The 17,776-nt window shown below is 68.6% G+C and carries 16 protein-coding genes and 2 tRNA genes; 9 read left to right on the top strand and 9 right to left on the bottom strand.

Annotated features, from left to right (window positions below; all coding sequences use genetic code 11):
* Window positions 1-201 precede the first annotated feature (201 nt).
* Window positions 202-1,485 (top strand): lamin tail domain-containing protein, encoded by a 1,284-nt coding sequence (locus tag ACZ3II_RS01550; RefSeq protein WP_465515670.1) that lies wholly within the window; start codon window positions 202-204, stop codon window positions 1,483-1,485.
* A gap of 123 nt (window positions 1,486-1,608) precedes the next feature.
* Here the strand turns inward: ACZ3II_RS01550 and ACZ3II_RS01555 are convergent.
* The 5 genes from ACZ3II_RS01555 to ACZ3II_RS01575 form a co-directional block, all read right to left on the bottom strand.
* Window positions 1,609-1,682 (bottom strand) — tRNA-Met (locus tag ACZ3II_RS01555).
* A 94-nt stretch (window positions 1,683-1,776) separates the two neighbouring features.
* Window positions 1,777-3,006 carry a phospholipase D-like domain-containing protein gene (locus tag ACZ3II_RS01560; protein WP_465515671.1) on the bottom strand — a complete coding sequence of 410 codons (1,230 nt, stop codon included), beginning with the start codon at window positions 3,004-3,006 and terminating at the stop codon, window positions 1,777-1,779.
* Window positions 3,007-3,182: 176 nt separating this feature from the next.
* Window positions 3,183-3,259, bottom strand: a tRNA-Met gene (locus ACZ3II_RS01565).
* Between the two features lie 63 nt (window positions 3,260-3,322).
* Window positions 3,323-6,322: a UPF0182 family membrane protein gene (locus tag ACZ3II_RS01570; RefSeq protein WP_465515672.1), complete on the bottom strand. Its 3,000-nt coding sequence runs from the start codon at window positions 6,320-6,322 to the stop codon at window positions 3,323-3,325.
* Window positions 6,323-6,420: 98 nt separating this feature from the next.
* On the bottom strand, window positions 6,421-7,449 hold the full coding sequence (locus tag ACZ3II_RS01575) for a YlbL family protein (RefSeq protein ID WP_465515673.1): 1,029 nt from the start codon (window positions 7,447-7,449) through the stop codon (window positions 6,421-6,423).
* 90 nt (window positions 7,450-7,539) lie between these two features.
* Between ACZ3II_RS01575 and ACZ3II_RS01580 the strand changes: the two genes are divergently transcribed.
* Window positions 7,540-8,775 carry a zinc-dependent metalloprotease gene (locus tag ACZ3II_RS01580; protein ID WP_465515674.1) on the top strand — a complete coding sequence of 412 codons (1,236 nt, stop codon included), beginning with the start codon at window positions 7,540-7,542 and terminating at the stop codon, window positions 8,773-8,775.
* A 156-nt stretch (window positions 8,776-8,931) separates the two neighbouring features.
* Here the strand turns inward: ACZ3II_RS01580 and ACZ3II_RS01585 are convergent, their stop codons facing one another.
* Together ACZ3II_RS01585 and ACZ3II_RS01590 are read right to left on the bottom strand one after the other, a co-directional pair.
* Entirely contained in the window at window positions 8,932-9,528 is a 597-nt protein-coding gene (locus tag ACZ3II_RS01585) for a hypothetical protein (RefSeq protein WP_465515675.1), read from the bottom strand.
* A 426-nt stretch (window positions 9,529-9,954) separates the two neighbouring features.
* Window positions 9,955-10,485, bottom strand: a complete 531-nt coding sequence (locus ACZ3II_RS01590) for a M48 metallopeptidase family protein (protein WP_465515676.1) — start codon at window positions 10,483-10,485, stop codon at window positions 9,955-9,957.
* Between the two features lie 471 nt (window positions 10,486-10,956).
* Between ACZ3II_RS01590 and ACZ3II_RS01595 the strand changes: the two genes are divergently transcribed.
* The 7 genes from ACZ3II_RS01595 (at window position 10,957) to ACZ3II_RS01625 (ending at window position 16,579) form a co-directional block, all read left to right on the top strand.
* Window positions 10,957-11,118 carry a DUF5679 domain-containing protein gene (locus ACZ3II_RS01595; protein WP_170153756.1) on the top strand — a complete coding sequence of 54 codons (162 nt, stop codon included), beginning with the start codon at window positions 10,957-10,959 and terminating at the stop codon, window positions 11,116-11,118.
* Window positions 11,119-11,319: 201 nt separating this feature from the next.
* Entirely contained in the window at window positions 11,320-12,444 is a 1,125-nt protein-coding gene (locus ACZ3II_RS01600; RefSeq protein ID WP_465515677.1) for a hypothetical protein, read from the top strand.
* 27 nt (window positions 12,445-12,471) lie between these two features.
* Window positions 12,472-13,818, top strand: a complete 1,347-nt coding sequence (locus ACZ3II_RS01605; protein WP_465515678.1) for an ABC1 kinase family protein — start codon at window positions 12,472-12,474, stop codon at window positions 13,816-13,818.
* An 88-nt stretch (window positions 13,819-13,906) separates the two neighbouring features.
* Window positions 13,907-14,281, top strand: coding sequence for a hypothetical protein (locus ACZ3II_RS01610; protein ID WP_465515679.1), 375 nt, complete (start codon window positions 13,907-13,909; stop codon window positions 14,279-14,281).
* Window positions 14,278-15,240 (top strand): hypothetical protein, encoded by a 963-nt coding sequence (locus ACZ3II_RS01615; RefSeq protein ID WP_465515680.1) that lies wholly within the window; start codon window positions 14,278-14,280, stop codon window positions 15,238-15,240. The genes ACZ3II_RS01610 and ACZ3II_RS01615 overlap by 4 nt, the downstream gene beginning before the upstream one ends.
* Window positions 15,237-15,737 carry a hypothetical protein gene (locus ACZ3II_RS01620; protein WP_465515681.1) on the top strand — a complete coding sequence of 167 codons (501 nt, stop codon included), beginning with the start codon at window positions 15,237-15,239 and terminating at the stop codon, window positions 15,735-15,737. Before ACZ3II_RS01615 ends, ACZ3II_RS01620 begins: the two co-directional genes overlap by 4 nt.
* Window positions 15,738-15,751: 14 nt before the next feature.
* Entirely contained in the window at window positions 15,752-16,579 is an 828-nt protein-coding gene (locus ACZ3II_RS01625; protein ID WP_465515682.1) for a hypothetical protein, read from the top strand.
* A 280-nt stretch (window positions 16,580-16,859) separates the two neighbouring features.
* On the opposite strand, the gene ACZ3II_RS01630 is transcribed toward ACZ3II_RS01625, so the two are convergent.
* Complete coding sequence (locus tag ACZ3II_RS01630; RefSeq protein WP_465515683.1) at window positions 16,860-17,222, bottom strand: WhiB family transcriptional regulator; 363 nt, start codon at window positions 17,220-17,222, stop codon at window positions 16,860-16,862.
* 142 nt (window positions 17,223-17,364) lie between these two features.
* The gene (locus ACZ3II_RS01635) at window positions 17,365-17,703 is read right to left on the bottom strand and encodes a hypothetical protein (RefSeq protein ID WP_465515684.1); all 339 of its coding nucleotides are present in this window, start codon (window positions 17,701-17,703) and stop codon (window positions 17,365-17,367) included.
* Window positions 17,704-17,776 lie beyond the last annotated feature (73 nt).

Here is a 17,776-nt window from a genome sequence, read left to right on the forward strand (position 1 = left end):
GAACATTGTTCTGCAATTTTCGTCACGCAATGCCGAGACCACCTGTAGGGGCCTGTACCAGCAGGTAGGGTCCGCAGGCGGGATGAACGATGACCTCGGCGATCAATTCTCGATAGCGTCGGGGAATGCGGCTCCATCTCGCCGCGCTCACGACGGAGGATCTCAAACCAAATGCACAGACGACCGAAAGTGACCTTCGGCGTGGGTACCGCTCTGGGCGTGCTCATCGCCGGCACCGGAGTCTTCGGCACCACGCCGGCCTGGGCCGCGGCGCCGACCATCAACAACGCTCCGGCGAAGACCGGGTGGGGTGACGTGGTGCTCACCGGCACCGCCACCCCGGGCGCGACGGTCTACCTGCGTGAGGCCGCGTACATCTGGGGCAGGAACGTCAGCAACCCCGCCGAGCTCGCGCGGGCCACGGCGTACGACCACCCGTCCACCACCACGGCGAACACCGCCGGCCAGTGGTCGATCACCCGCACCATGGACTCGGGCTTCGTCTGGGCGGTCGAGGCCGAGGGCCAGTACTCGCGGATCATCCAGGCGCCCCTCCAGATCGGTGGCGAGTTCACCGTCACGCCCGGCGCCGCCGCCAACAGCGTCGCCTACCGCTACCGGGCCAGCCCCGACCAGCCGTGGTTCCCGGTCCTGATCGAGCGGCAGTCCGGCAGCTCGTGGGTCGCGGTGGCCGACGGTTACACCGACGGCCCGGCCGGCGAGGGCGGCACCCGCGGCCCGAACGACGACGGTGACGACGAGGCCGAGTTCCAGGGCACGCTCACCGGCCAGCCCACCGGGCAGCTGACGTACCGCGCCCGGGTCATCGACCCGAAGGATGCCGCGTACGCCTCCGCGGACAACCTGATCACCACCAACACGTTCACGTCCTCCACCGGAAGCAACGGAACGCCGGGCACCACGCCGCCGACCACTTCCCCGACGACGCCGCCGACCACACGCCCGACCACGGCGCCGACCACACGCCCGACCACGGCGCCGACGACTCCGGGCACGCCGAAGCCCACCACGCCGGCGACCCCGAAGCCGACCACGCCGAAGCCGACCACGCCGAAGCCCACGACGCCGGCCTACAACCCGGCGAACCCGGCGGCCGGCGCCGTCCAGTTCTCCCGGATCCAGTACAACGCGCCGGGCACGGACACCAACAGCAACAAGAGCATCAACGGCGAGTACGCCCAGATCACCAACCGCAGCAACAAGACCGTCTACCTGTACGGCTGGACGATCCGTGACGCGGCCGGCAACGTCTATCGGATCCTGGCGAAGTACTACCTCTACCCGGGACGCAGCCTGATCATCCGCACCGGCATCGGCGCGAACGCCGGCATCACCCGGTACTGGACCAAGAAGTACCACGTGTGGGGCAACACCGCCGACACCGCGTACCTGCGCACCGCGGGCGACCGGACGATCGACACCTGCAAGTGGACGAAGGCGGGCAACGGTTACACCACCTGCTGACGCCGTCAGCCATGCGGCCCTCCGGGACATCCCGGAGGGCCGTTTCGGCTGGAGAGAACGCCGGAACGAGAAAGCGGCCCACCGGAATCGGTGGACCGCTTTCTCAACCTCGTCTAACGCAAGTAGCGGGGACAGGATTTGAACCTGCGACCTCTGGGTTATGAGCCCAGCGAGCTACCGAGCTGCTCCACCCCGCGTCGACTTGATAAGACTAGCGCACGCCTTGGGGCACTGCCAAAGCGGCCCCGGAATCGGCCCCGGCCCACGCTGACGCGGACCGGGGCCGGCCGATCAGTCGTCCAGGTCGGAGGCGGACGCCGACTTCTTGAACGCCACTGCGGCGGGGGAGTCCGGGTCGGCGACGGCCACGTCCCGGATGGTCCGGAAGTTCGCCCGGAACTGGTCGTGGATGGCGGCCGACTCGATGCGCAGGAACGCCTCGTCGTTCTCCCGCAGCGCCGGGTTGGTGTAGTTGTGGCTGCCGGTGAGCACCCACTTGCTGTCCGCGTCGTCGATGTACTTGCCCTCGATCAGCATGTACTTCGAGTGCACGAAGTCACCGGCGGCCTCCGGCGTCTGGTACAGCGCGATCCGGGAGTGGTTGCGCAGCTTGTTCAGCACGCCGCTGTCCGACTCGGTGTAGATCACGTCGACCCAGCACTTCTTGTCGGCGAGGGCACGCAGCTCGTCGGCGATGGCCTGCCGGGTCAGGCTCCACATGGCGATCCGGATGATCGTCCGGTGCGAGGTGGAGGTGCCGACGGTGGTGTTGCCCTCACAGGCGACGTTCTCGTTCAGCATGTTGTAGATGGTGTCGCTCGTCTTGTCCGTCCCGGCGCGCGGGTAGAAGTACGACTTCACGGCGCCGGCCAGGTTCGTCCGGTAGTAGTTGTTGGTCTTGGCCTGATCGCCGGCCAGATCCTTGTGGTACTCGTAGTACGCGTTGTACAGGCTGGTGTTGCCCGCGAAGGTGACCGCGTTCTGCCACATGTTCGACCCGTTGGTCACGGTCAGGTTCGCCGAGGACTGCACGACCACGTTGTTCGAGCCGTTCGTGCTCGAGAACAGGTAGAACTTGTTGTGCATGATCGGCGTGCCCTGGTTGCCGATGCAGGCTCCGCCCGTGGTGCACACCTTGAGGTACGACGCGCCGGCGGACGTGCTGACCGTCGTGCCAAGCGCGGTCCTCAGGTCGGCGACCGGCTCCCAGTCCTTGGAGACGGAGTCCGTGACGACCTTGACGTGCACGCCACGCTTCTTCGCGGCGATCAGGTTGTCGACGGTCTCCTGCTCCTTGACGTGGTACACCGCGACACGGATCTCCGATCCGGCCGGGGCGCCGTCGATCAGGCCGCGGATGTAGTCACGGATCTTGTATTGCTGCGCCGCGTCACGCGGGTCGTTGAAGATCGCGCCGTTGGCGACCGCCGCGGTCGCGGGCCCGGCCGACGCCACGACGAGGGCGCCGGTGACCGCGGTCAGCGCCACGCAGGCGGTCGCGAGGAGCCTTTTGAGGGGCATGAAAGCTCCGATCGAAGATGAACGACAGAAGTCCGGCAGAGAGCCGGCGGCTCAGCATTCCACAAAAGATCGAAGAATTCCGCATCATCGATTCCGGCTCGCTGTCATGGCCGGAGCCGGAAAGCAGAAAACGCGGCCCGTCGTGATGACGGACCGCGTTCTGTATTTCCACTACTTGGTAGCGGGGACAGGATTTGAACCTGCGACCTCTGGGTTATGAGCCCAGCGAGCTACCGAGCTGCTCCACCCCGCGTCGTTGAGATAACCCTAGCGCATGGGTTCCGGGGGCCGCAAAACGGCCCCCGGAACCACTGACTCATCCGCCCGCGGCCGGGCTGGGACTCGTCGGTGTGCTCTGCGCCGGAGCGGCGCCCGCCGCGCTGGCCGCCTGGAAACGCTTCATCGCGTCGTCCAGCGCCTTGAGCGCCTCACCCTCCTTGGCGAAGTCGCCGGACTGCCGGGCCGCCCGCAGGTCGCTGATGGCCTTGTCGACGTCCGCCGCCGCCTGCAGCAGGGCCGGGCTGACCTGGGTGGGCGGCTGGGTGCCCGGGGTGGCGCCGGGTGAGGGCGAGGCCGGCGTGGTGGGCGTGGTGCCCGGGTTGTCCGTACCGCCCGTGCTGGGCGGCGGGGCCCCGGCCTTGCCGAGCGCCACCAGCGCTTTCAGGCCGTCGGTCAGGTTGTTCTCCAGGACGACGTAGTTGCCGTCGCCGTACGACATCAGGACCTTCTGGAGCAGCGGCGCCGCCCCGGCCTGACTGCTCTTCACATATACCGGTTCGACGTACAGGATGCCGTCGCCGAGGGGCAGCGAGATCAGGTTGCCGTAGAGCACCGAGGCCTGACCGCCACGCGTCAGCAGCGCGAGCTGCTGAGAGATGCTGGCGTTGTTCACCATCCGCTGGTGCACCTGCACGGGACCGGGCACGGGGGCGCCGTCCGGCAGTTCGAGCACCTCCAGCCGTGGCTGGCCGCTGACGTAGGAGCCGGAGACCAGCGCCGCCATGTTCTCCCGGTTCAACGGGGTGACAGCGGCGGTGAGCTGGAAGCGGGACTCGTCCTGCTCGGGCAGCTTGACGTTCAGGTAGAACGGCGGCTGCAGCCCGCTCTGCGGCGAGTCGGGCGCGTTCGGCACCTGCCAGAAGTCGTCGCCGGAGAAGAACGTGCGCTCGTCGGTGACGTGGAACTTGGTGAGCAGGTTGCGCTGCACCTTGAACAGGTCGGCCGGGTAGCGGAAGTGATCGGCGAGGGCGGCCGGGATCTCCTTCTTCGACTTGATCAGGTCACCGCCGAACGCCTTGTTCCACGCCTTGAGGACGGGGTCGTTCTCGTCGTACTCGTACAGGGTGACGGTTCCGTCGTACGCGTCGACCGTCGCCTTGACCGAGTTGCGCATGTAGTTGACGTCGTCCCGGGCCAGCGCGAACGAGCCCTGCCCGGTCAGCTCGTCCCGGGTCTCGGTGGCCAGATTGATCTTCTGGGCGTACGGGTACGTCTTGGCAGTCGTGTAGCCGTCGAGGATCCACTGGATCCGCCCGTCGACGACAGCGGGGTACGGGTCCCCGTCGATGGTGAGGAACGGCGCCACCTTCGCGACCCGCTCGCGCGGCTCACGGGTGTACATCACCTTCGAGTTCTCGTTGACCGCCTCGGAGAGCAGGAAGTTGCTCTCGGTGTTGTGGATCGCGAAGACCAGACGGTGGAAGAACGAGCCGATCTCGACGCCGCCCTTGCCGGTGTAGGTGTAGAGCACCTCACCGCTGTTCTCGCTCTGCCCCTGCGGCCGGTCGAACTCGACCTTCTTGTTCTCGTCGCTCTGGCCGACGATCGCGTACTCGGTGGACTGCTCGCCGAAGTAGATCCGCGGCTGCTCCGCTTCGATCACATCGGCCTTCATCGGGGTGCAGCCGCCCTGAGCCTGCGGCTGGCCGTCGAGGAACCCGGAGACGAAGTTCGGCAGGCCGGTGCCGCAGACCTCGTTGGCCGGCGCCGCCACCAGGCCGTAGCCGTGGGTGTAGACGGTGTGCCGGTTGATCCAGTTGCGCTGCTGCGGGCTGAGCTTCTCGTCGGCGATCTCGCGGGCGCCGACCACGTAGTCCTGGGTCTTGCCGTCGACGGTGTAACGGTCGACGTCCAGCTTCTCGCCGAAGTCGTAGAAGCCGCGGGACTGCTGGGACTGGGTGAACGCCTGGGAGACCAGCTGCGGGTCGATCAGCCGCACGTTCTGCGCGCTGGCGTCGTCCACCAGGCCCGCGGGTGGCTGGCCGCTGGTCGCCTGATATCTGCTGACCTCGGTGTCCGCCAACCCGAAGGCGTCTCGTGTCGCCTCGATCGACCGTTTGATGTACGGCGCCTCCTTGTCCGCGAGGCTCGGCTTCACCTGGAAGTTCTGCACGGCCAGCGGGTAGATGCCGCCGATCGCGACCGCCGAGATCGCCAGCAGCGCCAGCGAGACGCCGGGCCAGACCAGGTTCCGCATCACCGCGTTGGAGAACACGATGATCGCGATCGCCACCACCACCGAGATGTAGGCGAGGATCTCCTTGGCCGGCAGCAGCGCGTTGACGTCGGTGTAGCCGGCGCCGTACAGCCCCGGGGACACGTGCTGCTCCAGCAGCAGCGCACGCCGGTCGAGCACGTACGCCACGGCCTTGAGCAGGACGAAGACGGCGACCAGCGTGGTCAGGTGGGCGCGGGCCGCGGTGGTCATCCGGTCGCCGACGCCCTGCAGGCGCACGCCGCCGAAGATGTAGTGCACCGCGAGCGAGCCGATCACCGACAGCACCACGGCGGTGAAGCCGAGGCCCAGCAGGTAACGCCAGATCGGGTAGTCGAAGACGTAGAAGCCGATATCCACGTTGAACTCGGGGTCGCGGACCCCGAACGAGCCACCGTTGCGGAACAGCATCCAGTCGCCCCACCGGCCCATCGCGGACAGACCCGCGAAGAAACCGATGACCAGCCCGGTCACGGTGATCCAGGTGCCCAGCCGGGGCGCCAGGATCATCCGGTAGCGCTCCAGGGTGGCCTGCTCCGCGGAGTGCGGGCGCAGCAGGGGGCGCAACCGGTACGCCAGGTAGAGGTTGCCGGCGACGATGAGGGTCATCGCGGCGCCGACGACGAGGAACAGGACGAGCTGGGTGAGCAGCACGCCGGAGAAGACGTTCGTCTTCTCCACCTCGTCGAACCACAGGAAGTCGGTGTAGGCGTCGATGCCCCAACCGAGCAGCGTGAAGAGTATGAAGACCCCGACCAGGACGCCGACGGTCACGCGACCGCGCCGGCTCATCCTCGGCAGAGGACTGTTTCGCATGACCAACGTTGGCTCCACACTTCGTCTGGCCGGTGTTTCACCTTAACGATGTCGCATCCAGCTTCTATACGCGGCAGAACTGTCCCGTCACCACCGGTGCGGCATCACGACGCCGAGCACGGCTTCGGGATGCCCCCGGTGGTGAAGGTCTTCAGGGCGGTGAGCGCGTCGTCCACCGTGGCCACCTCCGCCATCGGCAGGCCGGGCACGGCGTTGCGCAGCGCTTCCGCGCAGTTGTCCTTCGGGACCAGGAAGAGCTCGGCGCCGTCCCGCTTGGCGCCGACGAGTTTCTGCGGGATGCCACCGATCGGGCCGACGTCGCCGTCGTCGTTGATGGTGCCGGTGCCCGCGATGGTCTTTCCGCCGGTGAGGTCCTCGGCGCGGAGCTTGTCGACGATGCCGAGGGTGAACATCAGGCCGGCGCTGGGGCCGCCGATCTTGTCCAGGTCGATCTCGATCTTGAACGGGTGCGGCTGCCGGGTGTCGATCTCCACCCCGATCCGCGGCGTCCCGTCCTTGGCGTCGGCCCGTGAGGTCACCTGTGCGGTGCCGGCCTTGCCGCCCCGGAGGTAGGAGACGGACAGCGCGGTCCCGGCCGGCTTGGCCCGGATCACCTCGGTGACCTGGCCCGGCTTGGTGATCGCGGTGCCGTCGACGGCGGTGATGACGTCGTCGGCCTGGAGGGCGCCGTCGGCAGCGCCACCAGAGGTGACCTTACGCACATAAATCTGGACCGGGTACCCCAGTTCGCGCAGCGCAACCGTCTCGGCGCTGGTCTGCGACTGCTTCCACTCCTGTGCGTTCTGCTCCTGGACCTGCTTCTCGCTCTGGTCCGGCGGGTAGATCAGCTCCCGCGGCACCACCGCGTCGGAGTCGCTCAGCCAGCCGCGGATCGCCCAGACCAGCTCCACCTGCGACTGCACGTTCACCGTGGTGAGGCGCAACTGACCGGCTGACCGCGAGGTCTCACCCTCGGTGACCTTGATGACCTCGGTCCCGTCGGCCGAACCCAGCGTGTCGACGGTGGGCCCGGGCTTGAGCACCACGTAGGGCATCGGTGCGACCATCACACCGGCAGCCAGCAGAGCGGTGATCAGGGCGCCGAGGATGACGGTGACACCGCGACGTCTCATGCGCGTGAGCGTACCCACCCAGTCTGAGTTCTCTCTGAGCTGATACCGCCCTCAGTCCGCTACGGGCTTTTCGCGCGTACCGTTGGGGTCGTGCCTGATATCCCGTTCGGCTTCTCCCTGCCGGGCGCGCAGCCGCCCGACCCCTCCGACCCGCAGCAGATGCAGCAGTTCATGGCGCAGCTGCAGCAGATGTTCGCTGCCCCCGGCAGTGGCCCGGTCAACTGGGACCTGGCCCGGCAGGTCGCCGCCAGCCAGCTCTCGGCGACCGGTGACCCGGCGGTGAACATCCTGGAGCGCCACCAGGTCGAGGAGGCCCTGCGCCTCGCCGACCTCTGGCTCGATCCGGTGTGCGCGCTCCCCAGCGGAATCCAGAAATCCGTCGCCTGGAACCGCAACGAGTGGATCTACAACACTCTCGACGTGTGGAAGAAACTGTGCGAGCCGATCGCCGGCCGCATGGTCGGCGCGATGGGCGACCTCGTGCCCGAGGAGGCCCGTGCCCAGCTCGGCCCGATGCAGTCGATGGTCGCCACGCTCGGTGGCGCCCTCTTCGGCGGTCAGCTCGGCCAGGCCTTCGGCCAGCTCGCGGCCGAGGTGCTCTCCGCCGGCGACATCGGGCTTCCGCTCGGCCCGGCGGGCACTGCCGCCCTCGTCCCTTCCAACATCAAGGCGTACGGGTCCGGCCTCGAGCTTCCCGAGGACCAGGTCCGGCTGTACGTGGCCTTGCGTGAAGCCGCCCACCAGCGGCTCTTCGGGCACGTCCCGTGGCTGCGCGCGCACGTGCTGAACGCCGTCGAGACCTATGCCAACGGCATCACGGTGAACCGGGAGGCGATCGAGGAGGCGATGAGCCGCGTCGACCCGACCGACCCCGAGTCGATGCAGGCGATGGCTCTCGAGGGCATCTTCACGCCCGAGGACACCCCGCAGCAGAAAGCCGGCCTGGCCCGGCTGGAGACCGCGCTCGCTCTAGTCGAGGGCTGGGTCGGTCACGTGGTGGACGCGGCTGCCGCCGACCGGCTGCCGTCGGTCGCCGCGCTCGGCGAGGCCTTCCGCCGCCGCCGCGCCGCCGGCGGTCCCGCCGAGCAGACCTTCGCCGCCCTCGTCGGCCTGGAGCTGCGCCCACGCCGCCTGCGGGAGGCCGGGGCGCTGTGGACCGCCGTCGCCGAGCAGCGTGGCACGGCCGGCCGGGACGCCCTGTGGGACCACCCCGACCTGCTCCCCACCGACGAGGACTTCGCCGACCCGGACGCCTTCGCCCGCAACCGTTCCGACTGGGACATCAGCGAGCTGGACAATCTGGGCGAAGGCCCGACCGAGGACTGACCCCGGCCCCCGTGTTCCCGCCCGCCGGGAACACGGGGCCGTCAGCCGTCCCGGGTGCACGTCTCGGCCCCGGAGGTTCGCCGGTCACCCGCGCTCGTCGGCGCGGCCTCCGCGCCGTGGTGGTGTATCACCCATGGGTCGCCCCTGTGGCGGGCCTCAGCCGCCGAGGATGGCGCGGGTGTTCTCCCAGCCGTCCAGGGCCACGTCCAGGGTCGCCAGGTCGGCGGGGGTGCGCAGGCGCCGCCACGACGGGGTCGAGGTGACGTCGCCGGGGGCCGGAGCCGTCCGGCGCAGCGCCTGCGCGGACGCGCTGTCCAGGTCGTGGTCGATCAGCCATGCGGGAGCGGGCAACCCGGTGGCGACGCCGAACAGGCCCGTCCCGGGAGACGCCGGGGCCACCGCGACGGCTTTGCTCTCCAGAGGGCGCAGCAGCTTGCCCAGCGTCATACCGGGCACGTCCGGCGCATCCGCGGCGATGACGGCGGCCTGGTCGAAACCGTCCGCGGCAGCCGCCCGCAGCACCGGCGACACGGTCGGGGCCGGCACCTCGTAGATCCGCATGCCCGGCCAGGCGATCTCCTCAGCCAGCGACCGGTCCGCCGGCGTGGCAGCGATCGCGGCCTCGGCCTGAGCCAGGCGGGCCAGCAGGTCGACCACGTCCTCGGCCATCGCCGCCCGCCACGCGCCGAGCTCCACCCCGGGCGGGCTCCACAGCACCGGCACCAGCATCGCCACCACCACGCGCCGCGTCACCAGCCCAGCCTATCCACCCCCCGTCCGGCCTCCCCCACCGATCTTCCTCAGCTGGCTCTCACGGCTGTCTCCAGCCACCCGAGACAGCCACCACAACCAGCCCACCGATCCCAGATGGCCCCCATAGCTGCCTCGAGCCGGTCGACACAGCCACCACAACCAGCCACGCGGTCCCGGCTGGCTCTCATGGCTGGCTCGGGCTGGTCGAGACAGCCACCACGACCAGCCGAGGGTCCCGGCTGGCTGTCAGGGTGGTGGAGACAGCACTGAGGGCCAGCCGGGCGGAGTTCTCGCTGGGCGCAGATCAGTGGGCGCGGGCGGCGGCGGTGCTTGGGCGTTTGCCACGGTTCGTGACGACGCCTCTTTCGCTGGGCGGAGCGCGACGAGCGTACCGGGAAAGAAAATCGCAGAGGGTGAGCCGCGGGGTCAGTCGGCCATCACCAGGGTGCCGGCGGCGGAGACGCCCTCCAGGTAGCCGCGGGCGCGTTCGGCCTTGGGGAAGCGGTTGACCAGGTCCCAGAAGCGGGTGTTGTGGCTGGGGACGACGAGGTGGGCGAGTTCGTGCAGGAGGACGTAGTCGATGACCCAGTCGGGCATCTCCTGGATGCGGTGGGAGATGCGGATCGTCGCGTCGTCGGGGGTGCAGGAACCCCAGCGCCCGTTCTGGTTGGTGACCCAGCGCACGCTTGCCGGGGCGACCCGGTCGGCGTGGTCGGCCAGGTAGCGGCTGGTCAGGCGGTGGGCACGGGCCAGCAGGTCGGCGTCGGTGCACCGGAGCCGTTCCTCGCGAGCTTCCAGGCGGGCGAGCATGCGCTCCACCCACTCCGTCTCCTCCGCGCGGGAGAAGCGGTCCGGGATGAGCACCACGACTCGCTCGCCGTCGCGATAGGCGGACACCGTCCGTCGCCGGCGCTGGCTGCGCCGCACTTCCACGACAGGCTTGCGCACGCGGGCCATTACCGGCTCGCGTGGCCCAGATTCGGGTTCACGTTGAGACGCTAATCCGCCACACCCCGGTTACCGCAAGAGTACGGACAATGACGGTCGCGGAATATGAGAACTTCGCCCGCATATACCCGAAAAAATTTTCCCCACCGGCAACATCGGTGACAGCCGTCAACCTAGACCATCATCGACTCAGCCATCCAGCCGCCTCGCATGTCCGTTTTGTGCCTTTACGATGGGAATCGTCGGCGTGTCTCGGCAAAACTGGCCAAAAAGGGTACGTAGTACCGGCACACTCACGTCGTCGGCGACACCGCCGACACCGCGCTGACATGGAACCGGCCTGACCTGGGTAAGTGACCGCCCCGGACAGGTGGCCACATCCGCGTGGTCGCGAAGCGGTCCAGCGCCGCACACAGGTTCGCGCCGCCGCCGCGAACAAGGCAACGGGCCGGGCGGCCGACGACACGATGAGGAGGAACCGTGGCCGACAATACGTACAACGGCTACTGCGTGAAGTGCAAGGAGAAGCGCGACTTCCAGGGCGAAGTGGCGGTCTCCAAGACCGGGATGAACATGGCCAAGGGCAAGTGCCCGGTCTGCGGTACGACGATGAACCGGATCCTGGGCAAGGCCAAGGCATGATCACGTACCGGGGAGGACTGCCGCTGGCGTCCTCCCCGGTGGCCGAGCCGTAACCGTGTTCACTCCGACACGTTGAGTCAACAGGAGCATCACGCGCCCTGTGGATAACTAGCCCGAAGCTGTGGACAACTCACGGCAGGGCCGTCCGGGGCTGTGGATAACATCATCGCTCCGCAGCTTTGCAGTGACACCCTGTCACCCATGAACCGGACACCGCTGCCCCGCCCGACCCTTATCCCGGGGTTGCCGCGCTTCTGGCGAAACCCCGGCGAGCTGCAGATCGGGCTGGACCCTGCCCACGCCGTGCTGCTCCAGCTACCGGATCCACGCGCCGCCGGGGTGCTCGACCTTCTCGACGGCGGCAGTCCGGAACGCCTGATCCTGGCCCGCGCCGCCGAGCTGGGCGTCCCCGCCGGCGACGCGCACGCCCTGATCGAGCTGCTGCGCGAGGCGGGCCTGGTGCTGCCCGCCGGATCGCTGCTGCCCGCCGCGCTCCCGGCTGCGGCCCGGCACCGGCTCACCGGCGAGGCCGCGGCACTGGCCCTGGGATCGGCCGGCCGCCCCGGCCAGACCCGGGACCCCTCCCCCGCACGGATCCTCCGGCAACGGCTGGCCGCCCGCGTGGTGGTCAGCGGCCGCGGCCGGCTCGGCGCCACCATCGCGGTCGCTCTGGCGGAGGCCGGTGTGGGTCACGTCCATCCCGACCTGTCCGGTGTCGTCGGCCCGGCCGAGCTGACCGGATCCCCGTTCGTCCCGTCCGACGTCGGCACCCCGCGCCGGAGCGCCGCCGAGGCGGCCATCCTGCGGGCCGCCCCGGGCACGGCGGTGCATCCGGTACGCCGTACCCCCGCGTCCCTGGTCGTCCAGCTCGCCCACGACGAACCCGCGGCTCTCGTGGCCGCCGGGCACGCCTCCCGGCGGCAGCCGCACCTGGCCGTCGCCGTCCGCGACGGCGTCGCCGTGATCGGGCCGCTGGTGACCGCCGCCGGCGCGCCCTGTCTCAACTGTCTCGACCTGCACCGGCGGGAACGTGACGAGGGCTGGTCCGGCGGCCCGGTCTCGGCGCCCCCGGGCGCGCCCGAGCCGTCCACGGTCGCCGTGCTGCTGGCGGCCACCGCCTACGCGGCCGGTGAGGCGCTGATGTTCCTGGACGGCGCCGCCCCGGAGACCCTCGGCGCCGCCGTGGAGATCTCCGCACCGGGCCGGTTCCGGCGGCGGACCTGGCCGCCGCACCCCGGTTGCGGGTGTCATCGGCGCCGTCGGGGGCCAACCTTCACCGGACCTTCACCGCATAACCACCAAACCACCCCGCGACGGGCCGGGTGAAGGGCTCCGGTCGGTAACAATGATCTGGTGACGGACATACCGCGCCGTGCCGTTTCCCGGACGGCCAAGCTCGCCGCCCTCCCCCTCGGTTTCGCCGGCCGTGCCGCGCTCGGGCTCGGCAAACGGGCCGTGGGCATCGCCTCCGACGTCATCTCCGCCGACATCCAGCAGCGCACCGCCGACCAGCTCTTCAGCGTGCTGGGGCAGCTCAAGGGCGGGGCGATGAAATTCGGACAGGCGCTGTCCGTCTTCGAAGCGGCGCTGCCCGACGAGATGGCCGGGCCGTACCGCCAGGCCCTGACGAAACTGCAGGAGGCCGCCCCGCCGATGCCGGTGGCCAACGTGCACAAGGCGCTCGCCGAGCAGCTCGGCCCGGACTGGCGGGACCTGTTCGCCGAGTTCGACGACAGCCCGGCCGCCGCCGCCAGCATCGGTCAGGTGCACCGGGCCGTCTGGAAACTGCCGCCCGCGCGCCGTAACGCGAAACCGAAACTGCTCACCGTCGCCGTGAAGGTGCAGTACCCCGGCGCCGGCGACGCGCTGATCGCCGACCTGAAACAGCTGTCCCGGCTGGCCGGCATGTTCAAGGTCATCCAGCCCGGCATCGACATGAAACCGCTGCTCACCGAACTGCGGGAGCGGATCACCGAGGAGCTGGACTACGAGATGGAGGCGGAGGCGCAACGGGCCTTCGCCACCGCCTTCGCCGACGACCCGGAGATCTTCGTGCCCCGGGTGGTGGCCGCCGCGCCACGGGTCCTCGTCACCGAGTGGGTCGACGGCACCCCGCTGTCCCGGGTGATCGCCGACGGCACCAAGGAAGAACGCGACGAGGCCGGCCGGCTGATGGCCGTTCTGCACTTCTCCGCCCCGGCCCGCGCCGGTCTGCTGCACGCCGACCCGCATCCGGGCAACTTCCGGATCCTGCCCGACGGCCGGCTCGGTGTGATCGATTTCGGCGCCGTCGCCCGCCTTCCGGAGGGCCACCCGGAACCGATCGGCCGTCTGGTCCGGCTGGCCCTGGCCGGCGAGGCGCAGGCTGTCGTCGACGGGCTGCACGAGGAGGGCTTCGTCAAGAAGACCGACGACCTCGACGCGCAGGCGCTCCTGGACTTCCTGCTCCCGATGATCGAGCCGGTGGCGGTGGACCGGTTCCGCTTCACCCGGGAGTGGATCCGCAGCGAGGCGATGCGCCTGACGAACCCGCGCGGCCCGGCGTACCAGCTCAGCCGGCGCCTCAACCTGCCCCCCTCCTACCTGCTGATCCACCGGGTGACGTTGGGATCGATCGGGGTGCTTTCCCAGCTGGAGGCCGAGGCCGCGTATCGGGAGATCCTGGAGAAGTGGCTGCCGGGCTTCGCCCCGGTCTCCTGATCCATCCGGCTCCGCTGAACCGTCCCCGTGCCACCGGTGTATCCCCTGTCAAGGAGCACTCGGCTCCACCGCGGCGGGGGGACAGGACATGGCGAGCGCCGACAAAGTACTCGTTGCCGACTGTGTGAAGCTCTGGCAGGCGGGTGAGCAGCAGCTCAAGCCGTTGGCCGCGCACTATCGGAATGTCGTGTCCACGATCATGCAGGCCGAGCCGAGGTTGTCCGGGCTGGGGCGGGACCCGATGCTCGGTGGCCCCTACGGCCCATTCCGGGACGCCTGGCAGAAGCTCGCCGACGATTTCGTCCGGACCCTCCAAGCGACCTCGGAAAACATGAATGCCACCGGCGACGTGCTGATCACGGCCGCCGGACTGTACGCCGGAAGCGACCAAGAGAATGCCGAGGCCTTCGAGGCGGAGCGTTCCCGGATCGAGGACGCGACGGAAGCGGGCCGACCGCGATGACCTACGAACAATTACAGGAGCACTCGGCCCGCATCGAGGCACTGGCCGCCGAGGAGTCCCTGAAACAGAATCTCTTCGGCACACGATTCGTCAGTGGGCGAGGCGGCATTCCCGGTGAACCTCGCGTCGACCAGGTTCTCGAGAATGCCAAGGCGAAGTACGCCGGCACCGCCGCGATGTTCGACCCGTTCCTCCACATGCCCGAACCTTCCGGGCTCGCCTCGATGTACGAGCAGCTCTTCGGGGCGTCGGAGATGATCGCGACCGGGGCCGGCAGCATCTCGGATCCGGTACACGGCCGGATCATCCGCGTCGATCCGGTGATGAACAAGATGGAACGGGTGTCCACGATCATGGACACATGGCAGGGCAACGCAGCGGAGAACTTCAAGGCGTTGTTCATCGAACCCTGGCCGGCCGTTGCCGCGAACCAGTTCAGCCTGCTCTCCATCATGGCCGGTGCCGTCGAGGCCGAGCGGGCTCTCTGGCAGGAGTGCCGTAACAACGTCGACGAAATCGCGCACAAAGGCATCGATGCACTGGAGGTCGTCAACGAGTGCAGCCCCAAGGAGCAGACTTTCGCTCTGACAGTCGTCGCCTCCATCTTCGCGGTCGGCGCTGCGGCGGTAGCGGCACCGACGGTGGGGCTCGCGGCTCCGGTGGCGCTGACCTTCGTCGGTGCGACCGCCGCAGCCATCGGCGATATTCCCAAGGAAGACCCTCCACGGATGCGATTCGACGCCCAGTCGGTGGACGGACTGCTGGACCAGATCCGGGACGCACTGAAAAAGCTGGCGGAAGAGGTGAACCGGAAGGAACGCGAAATCGCCGACGCCATGACCACCGCTGCGGACTCGCTGGCGAAAGGCAAGTTGCTCTTCGAGCCGGTACGGCCCGCGCTGGCCGACGTGAGCCGAGCCGATCTCACCACGAAACTCGGGCTGGGTGAGCACCCGTGAGTCTCGGCGAGCAGCTACGCGCGATGCGGGTCCGGGTCACCACGCCGCACCAGGAGATGAGCGCGGAGTTGCACGGCAGCGACGGCATCACGCTGAACTTCGCCCGTGGCTGGTACGACGAGTGCCGCGAGCCGGTTCTCGAGCGGAAACTGAAGTCGCTCGCGACGCTGCTCTGGGTCGCCCGCATGCGCGAGTACTGGCGGATCTTCAGCCGGCACAGCGGCGAACTGGTCACCTCGGAGTCACCACCGATCAGCCCGCGGGACTTCAGGTATCGGGAGGCTCGCGAAAAGTTGGTAGCGACCGGATCCAGCCCGGACGGCCGGATTGTCATCGCCGCGGAGGGGATGCGCGACTGGACCGTGTCCATCCAGCCGGGGACCGTCGACGCGCTTCCCGAGCACGAGTTCGTCGTGGGTGTCGCGCACGCTGCAGCGGAGCTGATCCAGGACCAGTACCAGAAGATCGCCCAGTTGAAGAACGCCATCTACGGCTGAAGGGAGCTCGGTAGATGCATCGCAAGGCATGGTGGACAGCCGCCGTGGCCGTGGTTCTCGCGGTGGCCGGTGTCGGTGGCTGCCGGACGAGCTCGTCCGACAACCCGGTGAGCGAACCGAGCGCCTGCCGTCTCCTCTCACCCTCCGAGGGCGGACCGGCCGGGGAATCCGCCGGTATCCGGGTCGTGGAGCAGGGATTCACAACGATCGCATCCGATGATTCGAAGGTCAGCATCGGTGTGGTGCTACGCAACGACACCGCTCGGGTCGCCTACCGCACTCTGGTCACCGTGGACGCTGTGAACGCGGCGGGACGCACGGTGATCAGGGAAGACAACCAACTGCTACGGACCCAGGTGGTTCCGCTGATCGCGCCGGGCGCCACCGTCGCGGTCGGCAACTCGAACGTGCTCCAGGCCGGCACTGACGCCTCCGTCGACTCGATCAAGGTCACCCTGCGGACCACCGGCTGGCTGGAGCAGGGTGATGGCTCCACCGGGCTCGGCCGGGTCGCTGCCACCGTGGCACAGGGCGAGAACAAACGCGCAGGCGACGGTACAGGCGAAGTGTTCTTCACCATCGTCAACGAGAACTGCGGCGAGCTCGACTCCCGGGGTGTCTCGCTGGTGTTCCGGGACAGAGATGAGCGCGTAGTCGGCGGAAGCCTGGACAATTCGCCACCCCTCGCCGCGTGTGAACCCGGAACGCACACCGGCCAGCGGGCGACCATGACGCAGACCGATATCCCGGTCACCGCGGAACTCGACAGGACGATGGTGACCGTCTATTGCGACTTCAGTCGACCGAAGCCTCAACTGAGTCCGGGTGCCCCGTACAACTGAGGTGAAAAGGGAACGGCCCGCCGCGGAAGCGGGCGGGCCGTTCGTTGATTCATCGTTCGTCAGAGTCCGAGGCCGAGGTCGCGGGAAGCCCGGTTGTGGGCGTCCATGCTGATACGGCGAGCGGAGCGGAAAGCCTCAGGTGCACGGTCACTCTGAGGCCGACGCATTCGGGCTCTGGACAACGCTTCTTGGATGAGTCTCATCTTCGGGGCTCCATTGGAGTTCATGTCAGTTCTCGGCTTTCGGAAGTCGATCTCGGATGTGGGGAGGGGTGCAGATCTCAGGCCGCGAGGCGGACCGAGTTGCGGGTGTCGAGACCGTTCGCGGCGAGACGCTCCTCGACCTCGACGGCCAGCTCGGCGTCACGGGCGACGTCCACCTTGCGCGGACGTCCACGGGGCCGCTTGCGCGGAACCACGGCGCCACGCTCGAAGATCTCTCCACCCCAGACACCCCAGGGCTCCGCACGGTCGACCGCACCGGCCAGGCACTCGGCGCGCAGCGGGCAGTCCCCGCAGAGCGACTTGGCCAGTTCCAGCTGGGCCGGGGAGTCGGAGAACCACAGGTCGGGGTCGAACTTCCGGCAGGGCAGGTTTGCCTCGAGGTCGACGTTCATGTCGATCGGGGCCAGCGCCAGACTCATAAAGCCCGGTCACCTCTCTCTTTTCTCGATCTTCTGGATCGCAGTTCGGGTGGTGCACCGGCGGGTTTGCCGGCAAAAAATTTGAGGCCGCGGATCCCGGTAATCGGGTTCCGCGGCCTCGAGGTGAGCCGGTGGTCTGTTGTCAGACCGGCCTTCCTCGAGGCGGGGCACCGCTGCCACCATCCGCGTAACGCCGCTTGCTGGAGATGGTGAGGTTGCTGCCCTTGAAGCCAGTGGTCCCGTTGTTTCCGGTGTTGCGCACCAGGGCCGTTTTGCCCGTCTCGGCCTGGGCCGGGACCTGGTGCTCCTGCGGAGCCGGGACGACCACTGCCGCGAGCGGCAGGGCGCAGACCAGCTCGGACCGCATCTGCTCAGCGACCAGCGACGCCGGCAGAGCGGCGGTGGCGGGCAGCGAGACAGACTGAGGCCAGGCAGCAGTCGGCAGCATCGACGAAATCGTCAGCGTCATCTTGATCCCCATCGTTGCCACCTCCTCCATAACCTTGCACTCGTGGTCGGTTCCCAGCGAAAGTTGCCCCTCGCTGAGGTGTGTT

The organism is Actinoplanes sp. NPDC019969, assembly GCF_055562375.1.

What these genes read in the sequence shown, in the direction of transcription:
- ACZ3II_RS01560 (WP_465515671.1), bottom strand. Translation starts at nt 3,006, where the DNA reads ATGCCCCTCAAAAGGCTCCTCGCGACCGCCTGCGTGGCGCTGACCGCG.
- ACZ3II_RS01575 (WP_465515673.1), bottom strand. Translation starts at nt 7,449, where the DNA reads ATGAGACGTCGCGGTGTCACCGTCATCCTCGGCGCCCTGATCACCGCT.
- ACZ3II_RS01590 (WP_465515676.1), bottom strand. Translation starts at nt 10,485, where the DNA reads ATGGCCCGCGTGCGCAAGCCTGTCGTGGAAGTGCGGCGCAGCCAGCGC.
- ACZ3II_RS01600 (WP_465515677.1), top strand. Translation starts at nt 11,320, where the DNA reads ATGAACCGGACACCGCTGCCCCGCCCGACCCTTATCCCGGGGTTGCCG.
- ACZ3II_RS01610 (WP_465515679.1), top strand. Translation starts at nt 13,907, where the DNA reads ATGGCGAGCGCCGACAAAGTACTCGTTGCCGACTGTGTGAAGCTCTGG.
- ACZ3II_RS01615 (WP_465515680.1), top strand. Translation starts at nt 14,278, where the DNA reads ATGACCTACGAACAATTACAGGAGCACTCGGCCCGCATCGAGGCACTG.
- ACZ3II_RS01625 (WP_465515682.1), top strand. Translation starts at nt 15,752, where the DNA reads ATGCATCGCAAGGCATGGTGGACAGCCGCCGTGGCCGTGGTTCTCGCG.
- ACZ3II_RS01630 (WP_465515683.1), bottom strand. Translation starts at nt 17,222, where the DNA reads ATGAGTCTGGCGCTGGCCCCGATCGACATGAACGTCGACCTCGAGGCA.
- ACZ3II_RS01635 (WP_465515684.1), bottom strand. Translation starts at nt 17,703, where the DNA reads ATGGGGATCAAGATGACGCTGACGATTTCGTCGATGCTGCCGACTGCT.